The organism is Streptomyces corallincola, from assembly GCF_019104725.1.
Classification (GTDB): domain Bacteria; phylum Actinomycetota; class Actinomycetes; order Streptomycetales; family Streptomycetaceae; genus Streptomyces; species Streptomyces corallincola.
Window position 1 is genome coordinate 37,150 of sequence record NZ_JAHRXF010000041.1, and the last position, 21,331, is coordinate 58,480.

Below are 21,331 nucleotides of genomic sequence, written 5' to 3' on the forward strand. Positions count from 1 at the left end.
GGTTCAGACATGGAGGGGGTTGGCGATGGTGACGTACACGGACTGGGTCTCGACGGGGCCGACGAGTTCGTCCATGCCGTTCAGCCGGGTCAGCAGGTTGGCCTTGCAGCGCAGTACGGGTGAGTCGAGGAGGAGGCGGGGCAGTGGGCTGCGGCGGAGGTTCCTTTTATGTGCGGGACCCATGTCCGGAGCGCCGCCGGTGCCGGTCGCCGCGCTCTCGCGCGTGTCCGCGCCCGCTTCCGTGTCCGCGTCGGCCAGGAACCGGCGGAACGCGGCGAGCAGCAGCCGCTCGTCCGCCAGCCCCTGGGAGCCGAACGCGCCGATCAGTCCGAGGACGTTGTTGAGGCCGAGGTAGTAGGCGAAGCGTTCGTCGGTGACCTCGTCCGGGACGAAGGTGTCGCTGTGCTCTCCGATGCCGGGCAGCAACGCGTCGAGTCCGGCCCGGCGGGATTCACGGAAGTAGTAGCCCTGGTTGTCCCGGTAGCGTGCGCCGGCCGGCCAGCCGTCCCGGTCGAGCAGCAGCAGGGTGTTCTGCTGGTGGGCCTCCAGCGCGATGCCCGCCTCGGCGTCCAGCCAGAGCAGCGGTCGTACGACCTGTTCCAGGTAGCGCAGGAACCACTCGGCGGCGACCGCGCCCGACGGGCGGCCGGTGCGGGCGGCGAGCCGGGCGACGAGCACGGCAAGCCGGGACCGGAAGCGCGTGCCGTCCTCGTCCTCGCCGGTCGCCCCGCCGGTGTCGTGCTGTGCCGCCATCGGCCGGGGCGAGACCAGTCCGGCGACGCAGGCCACGTCGTCGCCGGGCCTGAATGGGTTGTGCCTGATCATCACGTCCAGGCCGGGCAGCGGTTCGCCGTCGGTGCCGTCCACCGCGAGCCAGGCGGGATCGCGGACGATGTCGAAGCCGGGGTGCGCCGCCCGCCACCGCCCGGACAGTCCCGCCCGCAGCAGCCGGTGCACTTCGACACCCCGGTGGAGTTCCTTGCGCAGGTTCTCCCGGCGGGAGTTGGTGATGCGCAGCCCGAGGGAGAGCTTGAGCATCGCGGGCGCGCCGGTGCGGTGGACGGTGCGTACGGAGGAGGTGGGGTGCCAGGGCGGGCCGAGCGGCCCGAGGTCGCGCAGGGCACCGGAGTCGAACAGCGCGGCGACCGGGGCTCGGTGCCGGATCTCCCGCGCCTGCCAGGGGTGCAGGGGCAGCAGCCCGTACCCCTCGGGCAGGTCCGGCGCGGTTTCCGCGAACCGCCGGGTGAGGTAAGTGGCGGGCACCGGGCGTCCGCGTTCGGTCCAGGCCGAGTCCCCGGCGAGGAGGCCGGGGGCGACGGCCAGCCAGTGCAGCGGGAAGGCGCCCCGCAGTTCGGGCGCGTACAGCCGGGCCTCGGAATCGGTCAGGCCCTCGCGGCTCTTGGGCGTCGGGTGCAGCGGGTGGCCGAGGACGAGGGCCTGTTCGGCGGCGAGGAAGCGGTCGGTGCCGTCCTCGGGGCGGACGCGGCGTTCGCGGACGAAGTCGGCGGTGCGGCGCGCGGAGTCCGCGACTCTGGCGACGAGTTCACCGGTACCGGCGGAGGTGCTGCCGCTCCCGCCGTCCGCCGTGGAGGCGGGAGCGGGCGTCTCCCTGGCGAGCAGGGCGGCCAGCGTGACGGCGTCCAGTGGTGGCGCGGTGTCCGGCAGCGCGGCCGGGCGGGGTGCGCCGAACCGGTGCCAGCCGGTCGCCGACCAGTGCCGTACCGGTACGACGAGTGCGGTGCCGGAGGCCGGGAGGGGAATCCGGAGGACGCCTGTCGTGGGCGTGGGGAGGTCGCGTTCACGGACCCAGCAGCGGAGCAGGTTCTCGACGGCGGCGGCCTGGGCGGCGGCGTACGGATCGGGATGGTCCAGTGGGTCCGGGGTGTCCCGTGGGTCCGGGGCGTGCTGGGGTTCGGGGGCGTCCAACGGGTCGTGTCCGTCGCGCTGTTCGGGCGGGACGGGGCTGTCGGTGACGGCCGGACCGGTTGCCGACTGCCGGGTGCCGTCCGGTGTGCGGCGCTTCTGTGCCGGGACCGCCTCCGCGCGCGGGGCCTGGGCGGGCTGCCCGACGGTGGAGTCACCCTGGTCGTCGGGGCTGCCGGAACGGCCGTCGGGGGTGGGCGTGGCGGTCAAGACGACTCCTCCGGCTGTGCTGTCGTGTCGCGTGGACGTCTGCGGGGCGGTGCTCGCCGAAGCGGCTGCGGTGAAGAGGAGTTGATCCGGTCAGCGCGCACCGGGCCGCGCACCCGCGCCGCCCCGCCCGAGTTCCCCCGTCTCCCGCTGTCGCCAGGCCGCCCGTACCGCGTCGGCCAGGCGGTCCACCACGGCCGCCGCCTGCTCGTCGCTGATGGTGAGCGGGGGCAGCAGTCGTACGACGCTGTCGTGCCGACCGCCGAGTTCGACGATGAGTCCGCGGTGCAGGCACTCCCGCTGCACGGCGGCGGCGAGCGCAGGGTCGGCCGGGCGGGGGTCCCGTACGCGGCCGGTGCTCCCGGCCACGCCCGTCCCGCCGTCCGCGCCGACGGGGATCGGGAGTCCGGCGTCGGCAGCGGTGTCCGCGTCCACGTCCGCCTCGAACCGGGCGCCGGTGTCCCGCCCTTCGGGATCAACCAGTTCGACCCCGATCATCAGGCCGCGTCCCCGCACGTCTCCGATGCAGGGGAACTCGGCTGCCAGGCAGTGGAGTTGGCTCATCATCCGGGCGCCGAGGTCGGCGGCCCGTGCCGCGAGGCCGTTCTCGCGCACGTGGGCGAGGGTGGCCGTCCCGGCGGCCATCGCCAGTTGGTTGCCCCGGAAGGTGCCCGCGTGGGCGCCGGGCCGCCAGACGTCGAGGTCGTCGCGGTAGACGACGACGGCCAGCGGGAGGCTGCCGCCGATGGCCTTGGACAGCACCATCACATCGGGGGTCACCCCGCTGTGGCCGACGCCCCAGAAGGCGCCGGTGCGGCCGACGCCGGTCTGGACCTCGTCGGCGATGAGAGGGATGGAGCGTTCGGCGGTGATGCGGCGCATCCGGCGCAGCCAGTCGTCCGGGGCGGGGTGCACGCCGCCCTCGCCCTGGACGGGTTCGAGGATCATCCCGGCGGGCAGCGGGACGCCCGACTTGGGGTCGTCGAGCAGCGACTCGGTCCAGCGGGCGGCGAGTTCGGCCCCGCGCGGGCCGCCGACGCCGAACGGGCAGCGGTAGTCCTGCGGGTAGGGCAGCCGGGCGACCCGCAGGTCGGACGCGCCGCCGGAGACGGCCAGCGATCCGGCGGTCATGCCGTGGTAGGCGCCGGTGAAGGCGAGCATGCCGGTGCGTCCGGTGGCCAGGCGGACCAGTTTGAGGGCGGCCTCGACGGCGTCCGTACCGGCCGGGCCGCAGAACTGGACCCGCGCCCGGTCGGCCAGACCGGGCGGCAGGGTGGAGAACAGCTCGGTGGTGAACGCGTCCTTGACCGGGGTGGCCAGGTCCAGCACGGACAGCGGGGCACCGGAGTCGAGGACGCGGCGGATCGCCTCCAGCACCACTGGGTGGTTGTGGCCGAGTGCGAGGGTCCCGGCGCCGGACAGGCAGTCCAGGTAGCGGCGGCCGTCGGCGCCCTCGATGGTGAGGCCACGGGCGCGGACGGGGACGATGGGCAGGGATCGGGCGTAGGTGCGCGCGGCCGACTCGCGCGCCGACTGGCGGCGCAGGATGCCCTCGTGCGCGGTGGTCTCCGCCACCCGGACGTCTTCGGCCACCGGCTCGGTCATCGCCACGGCTCGCTGTCCTCCGCTGTTCTCAAATCCGTTCGGTCCCGCGGGGGTGCCGACGACAGGCAGCGGACCCCCCACCGCTACCAACCGAGATCCGGCCCACCGGTTACGGGTCGCACCGAGATCCACAGCCACGGGTGCCCGGCGGGTCCAAGTCCCCCGCGCCGGACGGGAGACGCGTCCCCGCCCGCTCGACTCCCCCGCTCCCGGACCCGCTCGTAGCGAAACCGTTGCCCTTCCGTCGGTGACCGCCCACAGCGAACGCTTAGGGTGAGATCCCGTTCATCAGCCGTGACACCCCGTGAACTCCCCTTGTTCCGAAGGGTGTCGGGCTCGTGGCGCCACCCACCCGAGCAGCAGGGGGAGTCAAGACCATGCGATCCATACGGCCGTCGTCCACCGTCCGCCGAGGAGGGCGTACCGCGCGCGGTACCGCCCGCGTCCCGGCGGCCGTAGCGCTCGCCGCGGCGCTGGCGCTGACCGCGACCGCGTGCGGCAGCGGCGGGGACGCCGAGACGGGCGCGGAGAGCAAGCCGTCCGCGCCCGTGACGGCGAGCAAGCCGTCCGCGCCGGTGACGGCGAGCGGGAACGGCGACGAGAAGATCCGCATCCCGCAGGACTTGAGGGACAAGCTCAAGAAGCACGGGATCGACATCGACAGGTGGAAGAACGGCGCCTGGAAGAAGTGGGACCGGGACGACTGGCTGCGCGAGGCGAACGACTTCGTCAACCCGATCATCAAGGGCCTGTGGGACCGGGACCGGATGCGGGGCGCGGACGACCCCGACAAGACCGTGAACGACAACGACCTCTCGGGTGACCAGGGCGTCACCGACCCGACGCCGACGCCGGTCGAGGCGCGTGCGGTGCGCCCGCCGTACCACTCCACCGCGGCCACCTCGGGCAAGGTGTTCTTCGACTCCCCCGAGGGCACGATGGTCTGCTCGGCCACCGTGGTGCGGGACCCGGCGCATCCGGGCAGGTCCAACATGATCTGGACGGCCGGGCACTGTGTGCACGCCGGGCAGAAGGGCGGCTGGTACCGGAACATCGCGTTCGTGCCGTCGTACAACAACGCGGGCAAGTCCTCGGCCGAGCTGCGCGACGCCTCGCGCGAGGAGATCGCGCCGTTCGGCGTGTGGTGGGCGGACGTGGCGAAGACCTCGCAGCAGTGGATCGACCAGGGTGGCGAGACCGGTGGCGACGGCGCGTCGTACGACTTCGCCGTGCTGCACGTGACGCCCGAGCAGGGTGGTGACGGCAGGTCGCTGGAGGAGACCGTCGGCGGGGCGCTGCCGGTGAACTTCAATGCCCCGGCTGTGCCGAAGGTGTCCGGCATCACCGCGAGCGGCTACCCGGCGGCGAGGCCGTACGACGGTCAGACCCTGTACCAGTGCGCGGACAAGCCCGGTCGGCTGTCGCTGAAGGCGTCCGACCCGACGATGTACCGCATCGGGTGCACCATGACCGGCGGTTCCTCCGGCGGCGGCTGGGTGGAGAACGGTGCGGACGGCGAACCCGCGCTGGTGTCCAACACCTCGATCGGCCCGGTGACTTCGGGATGGCTGGCGGGTCCGCGGCTGGGTCCGGTGGCGAAGGGTGTGTACGACTCGGTCAGCGCCAGGTTCGCGGGGCGGTAGAGACCGGCAGTTCCGGGAAACGTCCGGGCACCGGGGCGAACCCTCGGTGCCCGGACGTACGTGTCCCAGACGGGTACCCGTTCTCCGCCCGTTCTGCTTCCACGTCCTCACGGGGGTCACCGCACCATGCGTTCCGTTCCGGGTCCGGCGCCGCGCCGACGTCGTACCGCCCTGGCCGCGGCCGGTCTCACGACCGTGCTGGCCCTGATCGTCACGGCGTGCGGCGGCGCGTCGGACGACAAGGCGGGCACCGCCGCCGTCGCGGCCACCGCCCCGGCCTCCGTCACCGGTGCGCCCGCCGCCGCCACGGCCACGGCTCCGGCCGCCCGCTTCACGGTCCCCGCCGACCTCGCCGAGCGGCTGCGGAGGCAGGGCATCGACGTGGACGCCTGGCGGCGCGGCGGCTGGAAGGACTGGGACCGGGACAAGTGGCTCGCGCGGGCACGGGACTTCGTCAACCCGGTCATCGACGGTCTGTGGGAGCCGGAGCGGATGCGGGCGGCCGAGGAGGCCGACAAGACGGTGAGCACGAAGGACGCCGCCGCCGGCCAGGCGGCCGGTGATCCGGTGCCGCGCCCGATGCGGGCAGTGGCGGAACGGGCGCCGTACCACGAGCACGCGGCGCCGGTCGGCAAGGTGTTCTTCGACTCACCCGCCGGGGCGATGGTGTGCTCCGGCACGGTGATCAAGGACGTGAACCATCCCGGCCGGTCCAACCTCGTGTGGACGGCGGGCCACTGTGTGCACGCCGGGCGGGACGGCGGCTGGTACCGGAACCTCGCGTTCGTGCCCGCCTACAACGACCTGGGGCGGGCGGACACGCGCGGGGCGGGCGCCGCCGAGATCGCGCCGTACGGCACGTGGTGGGCCGACTGGGCGTCCACGTCGGACCAGTGGATCGAGGGCGGTTCGGAGCAGGGCGGCGCGGGCGCGGCGTACGACTTCGCGGTGCTGCACGTGAAGCCGTCGGCGGGCGGGAGGTCGCTGGAGGAGACGGTCGGCGCGGCCCTGGACGTGGACTTCTCCGAGCCGGGGACGGCGGGGGTGCCGAGCATGGGGGCCTGGGGCTATCCGGCGGCGGCGCCGTTCGACGGGCAGCGGATGTTCAAGTGCCTCGACCGGCCGGGCCGGTTGTCGCTGGGTCCGGCGCTGCCGACGATGTACCGGATCGGCTGCACGATGACCGGTGGTTCCTCCGGCGGCGGCTGGTTCCGGGTGCGGGACGGGCGGACGGTGCTGGTGTCGAACACCTCCATCGGCCCGGCCGACAACACCTGGCTGGCCGGACCGCGCCTGGGCGCGGAGGCGGAGGCGCTGTACCAGAACGTGAGCCGGACGTACGGCGGGCGGTGAACCCCGCACGAGTCGGCGGGCGGTGAGCCCCCCGCGCGGCACGGCGCGCCGGTTCGGCCGGGCGCCGTCACGGCGGAGGCCCGCCCCCTTCCGTGAGGGGACGGGCCCGCGCCATCTGCGTGCGGAACCGGTGCACGGCCCACTGATCGCGGCCGAGCGGCAGGCGAACGACCGTGCCGCCAAGTCGCCGGGCGGCCCGATGACCGAGCCGCCCGGCAACCGGTCGGGTCAGTTCAGCGGCGCGGGCGCGTACGGCGCCAGATCCGCGGCCAGTTCCTCGTGCACCCGGACCTTGAGCAGGGTGCCGTCCGCGGTGTGCTCCTCGGACAGCACCTCGCCCTCGGTGTGGGCGCGGGCGACGAGCTTGCCGTGGGTGTACGGCACCAGGGCCTCGATCTCGACCGAGGGACGGGGCAGTTCGTCGTCGATCAGGGCGAGCAGTTCCGCGATGCCCTGGCCGGTGCGGGCCGACACCGCGATGGAGCGCTTCTCGACCCGCATCAGCCGCTGGAGGACCAGCGGGTCCGCCGCGTCCGCCTTGTTGATGACGACGATCTCGGGCACGCCGGTGGCGCCGACGTCCCGGATCACCTCGCGCACGGCGGCGAGCTGCTCCTCGGGGACGGGGTGCGAACCGTCCACCACGTGCAGGATCAGGTCGGAGTCGCCGACCTCCTCCATCGTGGAGCGGAACGCCTCGACCAGGTGGTGCGGCAGGTGCCGGACGAAGCCGACGGTGTCGGCCAGGGTGTAGAGACGGCCGCTCGGGGTCTCTGCGCGCCGGACGGTCGGGTCCAGGGTGGCGAACAGGGCGTTCTCCACCAGGACACCGGCGCCGGTGAGCCGGTTGAGCAGCGAGGACTTGCCCGCGTTGGTGTAGCCCGCGATGGCGACGGACGGCACCTTGTTGCGCCGTCGTTCCTGGCGCTTGATCTCGCGGCCGGTCTTCATCTCCGCGATCTCCCGGCGCATCTTCGCCATCTTCTCGCGGATACGGCGCCGGTCCGTCTCGATCTTGGTCTCACCGGGACCACGGGTGGCGAGGCCGCCGCGGCCACCGCCCATCTGCCGGGACAGCGACTGACCCCAGCCGCGCAGCCTCGGCAGCATGTACTGCATCTGCGCGAGCGCGACCTGTGCCTTGCCCTCTCGGGACTTGGCGTGCTGGGCGAAGATGTCCAGGATCAGGGCCGTACGGTCGATGACCTTGACCTTGACGACGTCTTCGAGCTGGATGAGCTGGCCGGGGCTCAGCTCACCGTCGCAGATCACGGTGTCCGCGCCGGAGTCGGCGACGATGTCGCGCAGCTCCAGGGCCTTGCCCGATCCGATGTAGGTGGCCGCGTCGGGCTTGTCACGGCGCTGCACGACACCGTCGAGGACGAGGGCGCCCGCGGTCTCCGCGAGGGCCGCCAGCTCCGCAAGGGAGTTGTCGGCGTCCTGCACGGTGCCCGTGGTCCACACTCCGACGAGTACGACGCGCTCCAGACGGAGCTGCCGGTACTCGACCTCGGTGACGTCCTCCAGCTCGGTGGACAGACCCGCCACGCGGCGCAGCGCCGCGCGCTCGGACCGGTCGTACTGGGCGCCGTCCCGCTCGCTGTCGATCTCGTGGCTCCAGGCGACGTCCTCTTCCATCAGGGCATCGGCCCGAAGACCTTCGGGATAGTCGTGCGCGAGGCGCTTGGTCTCCTGGGAAGGGGAAGAAGAGGAGGTCATTTGATCCTTACGTCGATGGGAGGCGCCGGAATCCGGCGTGGGTTCCGGTGTCGGTGCCATTCTCCGACACTTCGAGAACGCGCGGACACCCCCTGTGGATTCCCGCCCGCCTGTGGACACGGCCGTCACCCGGAGGTGTCCCGTCCCGCGCCGGACGATCGTCGCACGGGACGGGACACTCCGTCATCGCGTTATTCCGCCCCGCACACCGGAACCCCGCACACCAAAACCCCGGACACCGGAACCCCGCGCATCCGCCGGGGCACCGGCACACCGGGCGGCCCGTCGGACCCCCGCGCGCCGGACCACCCGCGCGCCGGGCCACCGGTCCGCCCGCTATCCGGCGGTACGCCCCTTGGCCGCGTCCCCCGCCGGACGGCTCTTCCAGTCGGGGTGACCCGGCATCGGCGGGGTCTTCTCGCCGTACAGCCAGTCGCGGAAGAAGACGTCCAGGTTGCGGCCGGAGACGGCGGAGGCCAGGCGGACGAAGTTGCCGGTCGTCGCCGTGGAGTCGCGGTACCGCTTGACCCAGAGGCGTTCCAGGCGCTCGAAGGCGCGGGGGCCGATCTCCTCGCGGAGCGCGTAGAGGGCCAGGGCGGCGCCGTCGTAGATGTTGGGACGGAAGATGCCGATCTTCTGGCCGGGGGCGGGCTCCTTCGGCAGGGCGGGCGGTCCCCCGGCGGCGCGCCAGCCGTCGGAGGCGCCGTACGCGGCCTTCATCCGCGTCTCCATCGGCCGGTCGCCCTTCTCCTCGGCGTACAGCGACTCGTACCAGGTGGCGTGGCCCTCGTTCAGCCAGACGTCCGACCAGGTGCGGGGGCTGACGCTGTCGCCGAACCACTGGTGGGACAGCTCGTGCACCATGATCGACTCGATGTACCACTTCGGGTAGCCGGGCTCGGTGAACAGGTCCTTCTCGAACAGCGAGAGGGTCTGCGTCTCCAGCTCGAACCCGGTGGACGCCCGGGCCATCAGCACGCCGTACGTCTCGAACGGGAACGGGCCGACCTTGCCCTCCATCCAGGCGACCTGGTCGGGGGTGCGGGCCAGCCAGGGTTCGAGTGCCGCGCGGTCGGCGGTGGGCACCACGTCCCGGACCGGCATCCCGTGCGGGCCCTCGCGGCGCACCACGGTGGAGTGCCCGATGGAGACCTGCGCGAGTTCGGTGGCCATCGGGTGCTCGGTGCGGTACGTCCAGGTGGTGCCGTCACCGGCCTTGTCGCGGCCGGTCGGCAGCCCGTTCGCCACCACTGTGTACGCGTTCGGCGCGGTGACGTGGATGGTGAACATCGCCTTGTCGGACGGGTGGTCGTTGCACGGGAAGACCAGGTGGGCGGCGTTGGCCTGGTTGGCCATGACGAGCCCGTCGGCGGTACGCACCCAGCCGCCGTCCTGGTCCTCGCCGGTGACGGGGTCGCTGGTGTGCCGGACGGTGATCCGGGTCCAGCCACGCCCCGGCAGACGGTGGTCGGGAGTGACGACCAGATCCTCACCGGCCTGCTCGAAGGCGGCCGGGCGCCCGTCCACCTCGACGGAGCGGACCGTGCCGTGCGCGAAGTCCAGGTTGAGGCGGTCCAGCGCTTCGCTGGTCCGGGCCTCGATGGTGGTCACCGCCTCCAGCGGCTTGTCGTTGCGCCCGGAGTAGGTGAAGGAGAGGTCGTACGACGCCACGTCGTAGCCGGGGTTGCCGAGTTCGGGGTAGAGGCGGTCGCCGATGCCCAGGGGCTCGGCAGGGGCGGCGGCGGCGAGGAGGCAGACGGAGACGGCGGAGGCGAGCAGGACCGCGCCCCGGCGGCGGAGGGGCCGGCGCTGCGCGCGCGGGCGGACGATGTGCGGCATGCCCCACCGCTACCAGCGCGGGCGTACGACACGGCGGCGGCGCGCACCGGTCCCACCCGAACGGGTTGCCCCGGCGGGGGTTGGGACGTCGATGCGCGCAGAGCGGGCACGGAGCGGGGTGCGGGAACGCCCGCAGGGGCGGACACCCCGGGGCGCGCCGAAACGGGCACTGTGGGCACGCGTGCGCGCCGGGCGCGTGCGCCGCTCAGAACGCCGGTGCCGTCTGGTGCTGGGCGCGGCCCACGTCGTACACGCCGGGTACGTCCCGCATGGCGCGCATCAGGGCCTGGAGGCCGCCCGCGTCCGGGAGCTGGAGGGTGTACCGGTGCCGGACGCGCTGCTGGCTGGGGGGTTCGACGGTCGCGGAGACGATCTCGACGCCCTGGAGCGCGATGGCCTCCGTGAGATCGGCCAGCAGATGCGGGCGGCCGAACGATTCCGCGACCAGCGTCACTCGGCACTCGGTGGTGTCCCCCCAGCGCACCGTGATCTCCGGGCGCCCCCGGCCCTTCATGTGCGCCCCCGCCGTGCACTGCACGCGGTGCACGGTGACCACGCCGCCGCGCACCGCGAACCCGGTGATCTCGTCGGGGGGCACGGGCGTACAGCACCCGGCGAGCCGGGCGGCGGCGCCGGGCCGGTCCACCAGCACCTCGGCCCCGCGCGGGCGCCCCCCGGCGGCGGGCTCGGCCCCGGCGGTTCCGGACGCGGCCCCGGGGACGGCGGCGGCCTCGGCAGCGGCGACGCGCGCCGCCCGCACGCCCTCGGCCCCCGCCGTGCCGTCCGCCACCTCGGCGTCCCCACCCTCCGCCGTGCCCTCCTCCGGCGCCGGATGGGCCGCCAGCCAGCGCTGGATGGCGATGCGAGCGGCGGGGGTGTGGGCGTGCTCCAGCCACTCGCGCGAGGGCTCCGAGGCGGGGTCCTGGCCCATCAGCGGCTGCACCGTGTCGCCGTCCCGCAGCACGGTGCTCAGCGTGGCCAGGCGCCCGTTGACCCGCGCGCCGATGCAGGCGTGCGCGTCCTCGCCGTACTGCGCGTAGGCCGCGTCCACGCATGTGGCGCCCTCGGGCAGCCCGAGCGTGCCGCCGTCGGGGCGGTAGACGGTGATCTCGCGGTCCTGGGCGAGGTCCTCGCGCAGCGTGGACCAGAAGGTGTCCGGGTCGGGCGCGGCCCGCTGCCAGTCCAGGAGGCGGGAGAGCCAGCCGGGACGGGTGGGGTCGGCACGCTCGCCGTCGGCGCCGGACGCCACGGCCGCGCCCGCGTCCTCGGCCCCGGTCTGCTCGTCGGCGGAGGTCGCGTACGGGTTGCCGAGGGCGACCACGCCCGCCTCGGCCACCTTGTGCATCCGGTGGGTGCGGATGAGCACCTCGGCGACCTGGCCGTCCGCGCGGGCCACGGCGGTGTGCAGCGACTGGTAGAGGTTGAACTTGGGTACGGCGATGAAGTCCTTGAACTCGGAGACGACCGGCGTCATGCAGGTGTGGAGTTCACCGAGGACGCCGTAGCAGTCGGCGTCCTCGTTCACCAGGACCAGCAGGCGGCCGAAGTCGGCGCCGCGCAGGTCGCCGCGTTTGCGGGCGACACGGTGCACGGAGACGAAGTGCCGTGGCCGGATCAGGACCTCGGCCGGGATGTCCGCCTCGCGCAGCACGCCCCGCACCTCGTCGGCGACCTCCGCGAGCGGGTCGTCGGCACGGGCGGCGTTGGCGGCGACCATCTCCCTGGTGCGCGCGCACTCCTCGGGGTGCATGACGGCGAAGACCAGGTCCTCCAGCTCGGTCTTCAGCGCCTGTACGCCGAGCCGTTCCGCGAGCGGGATGAGCACGTCACGGGTGACCTTGGCGATGCGCTCCTGTTTCTCGCGGCGCATCACGCCGAGGGTGCGCATGTTGTGCAGGCGGTCCGCGAGCTTGATCGACATCACGCGTACGTCGCTGCCGGTGGCGACGAGCATCTTGCGGAAGGTCTCCGGTTCGGCGGCGGCGCCGTAGTCCACCTTCTCCAGCTTGGTGACGCCGTCCACCAGATACCGCACCTCCTCCCCGAACTCCGCGCGGACCTGGGCGAGGGTGACCTCGGTGTCCTCGACGGTGTCGTGGAGCAGGGAGGCGGTCAGCGTCGTGGTCTCGGCGCCGAGCTCGGCGAGGATAAGGGTGACGGCGAGCGGGTGGGTGATGAACGGCTCGCCGCTCTTGCGCTTCTGGCCCCGGTGCGAGGACTCCGCGAGGACGTAGGCCCGGCGCAGCGGTTCGAGGTCGGCGTCGGGGTGGTGGGCGCGGTGCGCCTCCACCACATGGCCGATGGCGTCCGGGAGCCGGTCGCGGGCCGTCGGTCCGAGCAGCGCGGCCCGGCCGAGCCGACGCAGGTCGATCCGGGCACGTGACTTCCTGCGGGCCCCCGCGGGCGCCGCGGGCGCCACCGGGACAGGCGTCGCGGGGTTCGTGGCCTCCGCGGTCATGGGCACCTCCGGCTCATCGACCGGTGGACGGAGCCCTGGGCGCGCGGCTCAGGGTCTGGCGACGTTCCCCCGTCCGTGCCGGTGCTTGATGCTACCGAGCCCATCACGCCCGGCCGACCGCCTCTCGCCGAGCGTGAAACGGATCACCCATTCGAGGGACGGGGAGGAGGTTTAGATTTCGCGCCACCCAGAGCGGAGTCGGCCGGGGATTCGAACCGTGCCACCCGCGGGGAACCCCTGTTCCCCGGCCGGAAAACCGCTGCGTGATACCCCGGTGCGGTCCGTCCCATCCCTGTACGACGAGGTCAGCGGGTGGCGCTTTCCAGCCAGTCGCCGTCGATCGTCCCCTCGGCGACGATCACGGCCGGGCCGGTCATCTCGATCTCGCCGTCCGGGCGTTCGGTGATCACCAGCCGTCCGCCGGGCACGTCCACGGTGTACGTCGCCGGGGTGCCGGTGACCGCCGGGTCGGCGCCGTCGCGGCGGGCGGCGGCCACGGCGACCGCACAGGCGCCGGTGCCGCAGGACCGGGTCTCGCCGGACCCCCGCTCGTGCACACGCAGGGCGACGTGCCGAGGTCCCCGGTCCACCACGAACTCCACGTTGACCCCGTCCGGGTACGCCCCTGCGGGCGCGACCGGCGGGGGCACGAGAAGGTCTCCGGCGTGCGCGAGGTCGGCCACGAAGGCGACGGCGTGCGGGTTGCCCATGTTCACGTTGCGCGCGGGCCAGCTCCGCTCCCCCACGCTCACCGTGATCCGAGCGTCGTCCTCACCGTCGGGGAACCGGGCGCGGCCCATGCCGACGGTGACGTCCCCGTCCTTGGCGATGTGCACGGCCCTGACACCCGCGCGGGTAGCGACGGCGAGGTCACCCTCGGTGACGTGCCCGGCGTGCTGGAGGTAGCGCGCGAAGACGCGGACGCCGTTGCCGCACATCTCCGCGATCGAGCCGTCCCCGTTGCGGTAGTCCATGAACCACTCCGCCTCGGCGGCCATCGCGCGCGCCTCCGGGTGCGCCGCGGACCGTACGACGTGCAGCACCCCGTCCCCGCCGAGTCCGGCCCGGCGGTCGCACAGGGCGGCGACGGCGGCCGGGGCGAGGTCGAGGGCGTTCTCCGGGTCCGGGACGATCACGAAGTCGTTCTCGGTGCCGTGGCCCTTGAGGAAGGCGATCCGCGTGCTCATGCCTCGATCGTACGGGGAGGCGGTCACGGAACGCGACGACGAGCGGGCTCGGGTGGACCGGGAGCGGGGCGGACCGGAGGCGTCCGGGGTGGCGGGTGGTCGGAGGGGTCGGAGCGGTCGGCGGTCGGGCACCGGCGCGGACAGCAGACCGTGTGCGACAGGCGATACGCGCCCGCTCGCCACCACCCCACAGCCGATCATCGGCCCGGCGAGCGGCCCAGCAGCCCCACGCCCTGCCACCCACGGCCGTACAGCCGAGCGCAACAGCAACGCCCAGCGCTCACCTCCCAGCGCCCAGCCCTCAGCGCAACCGCGCCACGCGCCACACCGCGAGGACGACCACCACGGCCACCAGCAGGACGTACGCGAGGACGACCCGCCAGTCCGGGCGGCGACCGGTGCCACGGGCGGGCAGTCCGGGCCAGGTGTGGCCGACGCGGCGGGCGGCCATCATGCCCCACCCGGCCGCGCAGAAGCAGATGAGCAGACCCAGCATGGCGATGACGGCACCGCTGTCGCCGAAGTCGAAGGCGAGCGGGAAGGCGAACATCAGCGAGCCCCCCGCGGCCAGCGCGACGATGGGGGCGAGTTGCCAGATGCGCAGGCGTCGCTGGGGGCGGAGTTCGACCTCGACCTCGGGGCCGCCCGCGTACATCTCCTCGGGCGTCGGGCCGTCGGCGGTCACGCCGTCGGACACCGTGTCAGGGCCGTCGTCGGCGAGGTCCACGAGCCGGTCCGCGCCTGGTTCCGGCGCGCCGTCGTCGGCGGTGACGCGCTCGGCATCGCGTGCGGAGTCACGAGGGCCGGCCTCCATCGCCACGCGCCCTCCCCACTAGGACTAGGTCGATCGGAGCTCGATGATGGCACGGTGGCGGAGCCCCCGATGACCGGCGGCGCATCCCGATGCCATCACGTGATCAGGCTGTTACAGCCGGGATTTGAGGTTTGTGCAGGTCAGACGCGTAACGATGATCGGCAGGTCAGCAAGTGGTCAGCAATAACCCCAGGTCAGCGCCTGATTACGCGGCTCCGGCCACCGAGGAGACAGAACCATGTCGAACAAGCCAGTGCCGCGTCAGGCAACGTTTGCCCTCTGGGATGTGACCCGCCGCTCGGGCGGCGTCGGGCCGTCAAGCTATGCGGGTGGCAGAACGAGTACGCGTGTGCGAGATCGACGATGACGAAGGCAGACGGCTTCTGCGGATCATCCGCCGGGGAACCGCATCGGTGGTGACCTGGCGGCGGGCCCAGATGGTGTTGTTGTCCGCGCAGGGCATGCCGGTGGCGAAGATCGCCGAGGTGTCGTTCACCAACCCGGACCGGGTGGGGGACGTGATCCACAACTTTCAACACCGATGGCTTCGACTCCCTGTATCCGAAGTACAAGGGCGGCCGGCCGAAGACCTTCACCCTGCCCGAGCGGCGCGAGATCAAGAAGATCGCGAAGTCCAAGCCGACTGAGCACGACCTGCCGTTCTCGACGTGGAGTCTGACCAAGCTGGCGGACTTTCTGGTCGCCGAGGGGGTGCTCGATGACATCAGCCACGAGGGCCTGCGCATCCTGCTCCGCGAGGAAGGCGTTTCCTTTCACCGCCTGAAGACCTGGAAGATCTCCCGTGATCCTGACTACGCGGCCAAGAAGGCCCGCGTCGAACACCTCTACGCGATCGCTGACGGGGAGGTCATATCCGAGGAAGGCGAGCCCAAAGTCATCTTCTGCATGGACGAGTTCGGGCCGCTCAACCTCATGCCCCACCCTGGCCGGCAGTGGGCCGAACGCGGCGGCACACACAAGGACCCCGAGCGGGAACCACGCCGCAGACGGCGGGCGACCCACAACCGCTACGACGGAGTGCGGCACCTGTTCGCCGCTCTGGACCTGGGCAAGGACAAGCTCTACGGCCACATCAAGCCGGTCAAGAAGCGCACCCAGTTCCTGGAGTTCTGCCGCTACCTGCGCACCCCCTACCTGCCATCGGTATGGATCGCGATCGTCTGTGACAATTTCTCCCCGCACCGGACCACGAAGAGGTGCCAGCGGGTCGGCACCTGGGCCGCGGCGAACAACGTCGAGATCGCCTACACGCCCACCAATAGCTCCTGGCTCAACCGCATCGAGGCCCAGTTCAGCGCCTTGCGCTACTTCACCCTCGATGGCACCGACCACGCCAGCCACAAGGAACAGGGCAGCATGATCCGCCGCTAGATCATCTGGCGAAACCACCACGCCGACGACCAGCGCCTACGCGAGGTCGTGAACAAGGCGAACGTTGCCTGAATCAGATGATGGACCGGCGATAGACCTGCCGTGAACCGCCTTCCGGGCCCGGATCGGCGGCCCCGGCCGGGCTGAAACCGAGGCACTCGTAGAAGACACGTGCACCACTGGCGACTGCGCCCGGGTGGTCGGCCCCGAAGGTGATCACCTCAATGCTGCCCGGACCGCGTCCAAACCTACGTGTCGCGTCAGCCATCAACGCACGACCGACGCCCTTCCCGCGTTCCTTCTCCGAGACGACGAGCCAGTGGACGTGGTAGATCGGGGCCTTGCTGCCAAACAGCAGGCCGCCGAGGACATCCGATCCCGAGTGGGCGACGAGCGCCGTGGACCGGCGAATGTGCTTGTCCACGGCGCTTTGGAAACCAGGGGTCCCAACCATCGGACCGAACCAGTGCTCGACCTGAGCTGCCAAGCCAAAAAGGCCGCCGCTGCGCTCGCTCATGTACACCCCGGCCTCATCAGCCGCCATTGAGTGGAGAACCGACCGCGGACGGTTGGCAAGAAGTCCCGTGTGTGTAGGCAACTCGCTTCACACACAGCGAAAGTGGTCGCCGTACCCGCCTTTGACGGGGACATGCCTGTCAGGGACATCACATGCTCCTGGCGAGAAGTAAAAGTGCAGGTTGAAGCAAATTTCAACCTTACAATCGTCGGCGAAGTTCAATATTGATCTTTTTAGTGAAGGTCGGGAGTCCAAAATTTCATCGCGCCACGCTGCGTACCACCAGTCACTGTGCGTGTTTTCGTTCATGGAATACGCCACTCCCTTGCGCAGTGTGATGAAGATGTGACGGCGCACCAGCTGGTGCGCCGTTAATCGGCGCAAGCCTCCATGAATCGCTCACGCGGTTGCTTCGGGCTGCGCTTCTGTCGCTGAGGGGGATGCACGTGAAGCGTGCATGGATGGCGATCGTGGCGACGGTGGCTGCGGCCGCCTTGTCGCTGCTGGGGACAGGCGTGGCGGCGGCGGGCACGGGTCCCATTCCGAGAGGGACTTCGTCCACGTCCGCCGGCAAGGCGGGTACGGAAGCGGGTAACCCTTCCAGCACCGCGGCGCAGACAGCCGGCGTCTGCTCGGACGCCTACCAGATCGGCACCACGTCTTACGTCTACCGGGGCACGGATCAGATCGCCTCGGTCAAGCAGTTCTACTCGCCCAGTTGCAAGCAGAACTACGGCTACGTGTGGGTGTGGCAGTCCTTCCTGGACAAGAACATCACCTTCGACCTCACCGTCGGGGTGTGGTCCTACGACCGCAACTCATTGGTCGGCAAGCGTACCGTCTTCGGCACCCACTCCCAGGAGTTCTGGGGCAATGCCGCCAACACGATCACCGAGTGCACCTCCGGATACGGCCAGATCTACATCACAAACGAGCCGAACTACGAGGTGCGCACGGACAAACGCTGCGCCTAGCCAGGTCAGCACTACCGGCTCGGCGAGCATGGTGCGCCGAGTCGACTCCTTCACGCAGGGCGGGGTGGCACCCCGGCATGGGTGCCACCCCCGACGGGCCCTGCTTCCAGCTGCTTTCCCGAGCATTGGAGAGACCGTCTTGACATCCCGCATGCCCGCATCGGCGCGGCGTACACGATGGCTTCCGCTGTCGATCGTGGCCGCCGCCACCGCGACCGCCACGATCACTGCGGCCCTCCCGGCCGCCGCTCAGCCGCACCGCATCGCCTCTTCTACACCCACCGCGCACGCCGCTCGCACGCCCCTGGGCGTCACCAAGGCACCGACCAGCACTCCGGTGAAGGCGGCCGACAAGCGCGGCCCGCTGCGCAAGTTGGCCGCGGCGGCCACCAGCGTCGTCCCGGTGGGGGTCGGCCAGGTGCCGTGGTCGGAGTTTTCCACCGCCCAGCTCTCCGACACCATCAGCGCGCAGGTCAACTACGACAACGGCAACCTACTGGTCACTGCGACCGGCTTCGACATCGCCGATGCCGGGCCCGGCTTGTCCTGGGGCAACACCTTCAACAGCTTGGGCCAGGCGGGCTGGAACACTACCTCCGGTGCCGACTACCGCGTCACCGAGCCCACGTCGGACGCCGTCGTCGTCCGGGGGCCGAGCGGGACGATGGCCGTGTTCACCCGCGACGGATCCGGCTTCACCCCGGCCAAGGGCTACAAGCAGGACCTGACCGAGGCCAGTGACAGCAAGTCCTTCACCCTCACCAGCCGTCGCACGGGTGAGAAGACCACCTTCACCCGCTCCGGTACCACCGGGGACGCGCGGGTATCGAAGGTGACGGACAAGAACGGCAACGCCACCACCCTCACCTACTCAGGCGCCTTCCCATCCAAGATCACCGCCGCGTCGGGCCGAACCCTGACCATCACCAACGACGGCAGCCACATCACCAAGGTCACCGACGACACCGGCCGCTCCGTGACCTACACCTACACCGGCAACCTGATCAAGACGATCACGGACACCGACAACAAGACCACCGTCTTCGACTACGACGCCTCCCAACGTCTGTCGAAGGTCACCACGGCGGAGGGACGGCAGACCACCTTCACCTGGGACAGCACCCGGGCGGCCTCCCTGACCCGCGTAGTCGACAATGCCACCGGCAGCGGGAACACCACCGCCTTCCGCTGGCTGCTGGGCCAGGACCAGACCGACACCGAGGGCACCGTGCGGATCACCGACCCGCGCGGCAAGAACACCCTCAAGACCGTCGACGGCTACTGGCACACCAAGAGCACCGAAGACCCCCTCGGCCACACCCGCTCCAAGACCTGGGGCCCGGACAACGACGTCGCCACCGCCACCGACGCCATGGGTGCCACCCCCGACGACGGCAACATAGTCAAGTACGACTACGACAGTGCCTTCAACCCCTCCGGCGCCACCCTGCCCACGGGCGCGCAGGCGACGGCGACCTGGGCGAAGAAGGGCAGCGGCTACTTCCCCGCCACCCTCACCTCCGCTACAGCAGACAAGACCACCAACGCCTACGACACCTCCGGTAACCTACTGACCTCCACCGACACCACCACCGGCGGCACCGGGGCGGTGTGGACCTACACCTACAACCCCACCTCCGGGACCATGGACTGCGGCGGCCTGCCCGGCCAGCGCTGCACCGCCACCGACCCGCGGGGCAAGAAGACCAGCTACACCTACGACTCAGCCGGCAACCAGACCAAGGTCACCCCGCCCAGCCCGCTCAAGCCGATCACCTACACCTTCGACGCCCTGGGCCGGCAGAAGACCGTCACCGACGGCCGCGGCATTACCACCACCTACACCTACGACAACCGCGACCGCATCAAGACCCAAGCGTCCGGCAGCAGCACCGCCACCAACACCTACGACGGTGACGGCAACCTCAAGACCCGCGCCACCCCCGCCGGCACCTCCACGTTCACCTACGACGAGCAGAACCGCGAACGCCTCCGCACCCTGCCCGGCACGGGAACAACGTCCATCACCTACGACCCGACCGGCAACGTGGACAGCGCCACCGACTCCTCTGGCACCGTCACCTACGGCTACGACGACGCCAACGAGCTGACCTCGGTCACCGAACCCGGCGGCGCTAAAACCTCGTTCGACTACAACAACGACGGCGAGCGCACCAAGACGACCTTCCCCGGCGGCACCACCCAGACCGTCACCCCCGACAACGACAGCCGCCCCAGCAAGATCGAGGTGAAGTCCGGCTCCACCACGCTGTCGTCGATCTCCTACGACTACAGCAACGGCGGCAAGGACACCGACAAGATCTACAAGCGCACCACCGACGGCGCCGCCACCACCTTCAGCTACGACACCCGCGGCCGACTCACCAAGGCCGTCGAGACCAAGAGCGGCTCCACCACCGCGGGTTGGGCCTACTGCTACGACAAGGCAGGCAACCGCACCGCCAGCTCCACCGGCACCTCCCTCTCGGCCTGCAGCAGCGCCCAGCACACCTACACCTACGACGACGCCGGCGAACTCACCGGCTACGACTCCTCCACCGCCTTCACCTCCGACGGCGCCGGAAACGAAACCAGCGCGGCCAGCCCCACCGGCACCCGCACCGCCGAATCCTGGACGCCGTTCACCCAGCTCGGGGCCTACACCCAGTCCGGCACGACCACCAACCAGACCTACGCCGGCGTCGACAACACCCAACGCCTCACCCGCGACAGCGCCACTTTCACCAACGCCGCCACCGGCCTCACCGGCCAGAGCGTGTCCGGCACCGCCACCGGTTTCGTCCGCGAACCCTCGGGCACCCTGGTGGGCATGAGGAGCGGCGGGAGCAGCCAGTACTACCTCACCGACGCCCAAAACTCCGTCATCGGCTTGGTCGACACCACCGGCACGCGCACCGCCACCTACACCTACGGCCCCTACGGCGAGCCGCGCACCACCACCGGCACCCAGCAGCCCTTCCGCTACACCAGCGCCTACCTCGACCCCTCCGGGCTGTACAAGATGGGCGCTCGCTTCTACGACCCACGCCTCGGCCGCTTCACCCAACCTGACCCCTCAGGCCAGGAACAGAACACTTACCTGTACGCCGGTGGCGACCCCATCAACAACGTTGACCCCTCTGGTCTGGGATTCCTAGACAGCGTGTCCGGTTTTCTCGACAACGCCAATGATTGGTGGGGGGCGGCTGTCGGATGTGTCGCCGGTATCGGAGCTGCAGCAGAAACCGGAGCCATCGGATACGCCGCTGCGGTCGGCGGTGTAGTCGGAGCCGGAGTCGGCAGTGCCGTAGGTGCTGGTGCTGCTGTCATCGGTAGCTGCGCGCTCGGCGCTGTCGCAGGTTATTACAACACAGACCTCATCACCTACGGGTAACCGTCAGGGCAGAGATCTCTGTTGGGCCGGGACCTCCCTCCCGGCCCAACAAATTCTTGCAAGAATATGGAGGGGTAGTGCATTGATGAACTCTAAAAGAGATGCATCGATGAATGACGCGGTAAGGAAAACGCTAGTCTTCTCTGCGATTTTGATCATAGGGGGCCTCGGTGGGTGTGTCGCTGGACTGGCTACTGGTGACGCGCCGCCGATAGTCATGGGCGCGATCGGCGCAGCATGCGGAGTGCTTCTGGCGATCCTTTCCGTGCTTGCTCGTCGGAAGACTCGCTCCTGAATATGACTCTA

The 21,331-nt window shown here is 71.0% G+C and carries 12 protein-coding genes and 1 pseudogene; 5 read left to right on the top strand and 8 right to left on the bottom strand.

The window, feature by feature from the left end; translation table 11 throughout:
- Nucleotides 1–3: 3 nt before the first annotated feature.
- Entirely contained in the window at nucleotides 4–2,133 is a 2,130-nt protein-coding gene (locus KUM39_RS22155) for an IucA/IucC family protein (protein ID WP_217787501.1), read from the bottom strand.
- A gap of 90 nt (nucleotides 2,134–2,223) precedes the next feature.
- Complete coding sequence (locus KUM39_RS22160) at nucleotides 2,224–3,735, bottom strand: diaminobutyrate--2-oxoglutarate transaminase family protein (RefSeq protein ID WP_217787512.1); 1,512 nt, start codon at nucleotides 3,733–3,735, stop codon at nucleotides 2,224–2,226.
- 377 nt (nucleotides 3,736–4,112) lie between these two features.
- On the opposite strand from KUM39_RS22160, the gene KUM39_RS22165 reads away from it, so the two are divergent.
- On the top strand, nucleotides 4,113–5,378 hold the full coding sequence (locus KUM39_RS22165; protein ID WP_217787502.1) for a trypsin-like serine peptidase: 1,266 nt from the start codon (nucleotides 4,113–4,115) through the stop codon (nucleotides 5,376–5,378).
- A gap of 126 nt (nucleotides 5,379–5,504) precedes the next feature.
- The gene (locus KUM39_RS22170; RefSeq protein WP_217787503.1) at nucleotides 5,505–6,731 is read left to right on the top strand and encodes a trypsin-like serine peptidase; all 1,227 of its coding nucleotides are present in this window, start codon (nucleotides 5,505–5,507) and stop codon (nucleotides 6,729–6,731) included.
- 228 nt (nucleotides 6,732–6,959) lie between these two features.
- Here KUM39_RS22170 and hflX read toward each other — a convergent pair whose 3' ends face one another.
- The 5 genes from hflX to KUM39_RS22195 form a co-directional block, all read right to left on the bottom strand.
- Complete coding sequence (hflX, locus tag KUM39_RS22175) at nucleotides 6,960–8,450, bottom strand: GTPase HflX (protein ID WP_217787504.1); 1,491 nt, start codon at nucleotides 8,448–8,450, stop codon at nucleotides 6,960–6,962.
- 336 nt (nucleotides 8,451–8,786) lie between these two features.
- Nucleotides 8,787–10,289, bottom strand: a complete 1,503-nt coding sequence (locus tag KUM39_RS22180) for a M1 family metallopeptidase (protein ID WP_217787505.1) — start codon at nucleotides 10,287–10,289, stop codon at nucleotides 8,787–8,789.
- Nucleotides 10,290–10,494: 205 nt separating this feature from the next.
- Complete coding sequence (locus KUM39_RS22185; RefSeq protein ID WP_217787506.1) at nucleotides 10,495–12,747, bottom strand: RelA/SpoT family protein; 2,253 nt, start codon at nucleotides 12,745–12,747, stop codon at nucleotides 10,495–10,497.
- 305 nt (nucleotides 12,748–13,052) lie between these two features.
- Entirely contained in the window at nucleotides 13,053–13,934 is an 882-nt protein-coding gene (gene dapF, locus KUM39_RS22190; RefSeq protein ID WP_217787507.1) for a diaminopimelate epimerase, read from the bottom strand.
- Nucleotides 13,935–14,235: 301 nt separating this feature from the next.
- On the bottom strand, nucleotides 14,236–14,748 hold the full coding sequence (locus KUM39_RS22195) for a hypothetical protein (RefSeq protein ID WP_217787513.1): 513 nt from the start codon (nucleotides 14,746–14,748) through the stop codon (nucleotides 14,236–14,238).
- Between the two features lie 329 nt (nucleotides 14,749–15,077).
- Here KUM39_RS22195 and KUM39_RS22200 point away from each other — a divergent pair.
- Nucleotides 15,078–16,212 (top strand): annotated as a pseudogene (locus KUM39_RS22200) (IS630 family transposase).
- Nucleotide 16,213: 1 nt separating this feature from the next.
- Here KUM39_RS22200 and KUM39_RS22205 read toward each other — a convergent pair.
- Nucleotides 16,214–16,657 (bottom strand): GNAT family N-acetyltransferase, encoded by a 444-nt coding sequence (locus KUM39_RS22205; protein ID WP_217787508.1) that lies wholly within the window; start codon nucleotides 16,655–16,657, stop codon nucleotides 16,214–16,216.
- Between the two features lie 461 nt (nucleotides 16,658–17,118).
- On the opposite strand from KUM39_RS22205, the gene KUM39_RS22210 reads away from it, so the two are divergent.
- Complete coding sequence (locus tag KUM39_RS22210; RefSeq protein ID WP_217787509.1) at nucleotides 17,119–17,631, top strand: hypothetical protein; 513 nt, start codon at nucleotides 17,119–17,121, stop codon at nucleotides 17,629–17,631.
- A gap of 196 nt (nucleotides 17,632–17,827) precedes the next feature.
- Nucleotides 17,828–21,025: an RHS repeat-associated core domain-containing protein gene (locus KUM39_RS22215; protein WP_308288202.1), complete on the top strand. Its 3,198-nt coding sequence runs from the start codon at nucleotides 17,828–17,830 to the stop codon at nucleotides 21,023–21,025.
- Nucleotides 21,026–21,331 lie beyond the last annotated feature (306 nt).

Excerpts from the sequence above, each read along its gene's own strand:
- KUM39_RS22210 (WP_217787509.1), top strand. The coding sequence starts at position 17,119 with ATGGCGATCGTGGCGACGGTGGCTGCGGCCGCCTTGTCGCTGCTGGGG.
- KUM39_RS22165 (WP_217787502.1), top strand. The coding sequence starts at position 4,113 with ATGCGATCCATACGGCCGTCGTCCACCGTCCGCCGAGGAGGGCGTACC.
- KUM39_RS22195 (WP_217787513.1), bottom strand. The coding sequence starts at position 14,748 with ATGGAGGCCGGCCCTCGTGACTCCGCACGCGATGCCGAGCGCGTCACC.
- KUM39_RS22170 (WP_217787503.1), top strand. The coding sequence starts at position 5,505 with ATGCGTTCCGTTCCGGGTCCGGCGCCGCGCCGACGTCGTACCGCCCTG.
- hflX (WP_217787504.1), bottom strand. The coding sequence starts at position 8,450 with ATGACCTCCTCTTCTTCCCCTTCCCAGGAGACCAAGCGCCTCGCGCAC.
- KUM39_RS22180 (WP_217787505.1), bottom strand. The coding sequence starts at position 10,289 with ATGCCGCACATCGTCCGCCCGCGCGCGCAGCGCCGGCCCCTCCGCCGC.
- KUM39_RS22160 (WP_217787512.1), bottom strand. The coding sequence starts at position 3,735 with ATGACCGAGCCGGTGGCCGAAGACGTCCGGGTGGCGGAGACCACCGCG.
- dapF (WP_217787507.1), bottom strand. The coding sequence starts at position 13,934 with ATGAGCACGCGGATCGCCTTCCTCAAGGGCCACGGCACCGAGAACGAC.
- KUM39_RS22205 (WP_217787508.1), bottom strand. The coding sequence starts at position 16,657 with ATGAGCGAGCGCAGCGGCGGCCTTTTTGGCTTGGCAGCTCAGGTCGAG.
- KUM39_RS22185 (WP_217787506.1), bottom strand. The coding sequence starts at position 12,747 with ATGACCGCGGAGGCCACGAACCCCGCGACGCCTGTCCCGGTGGCGCCC.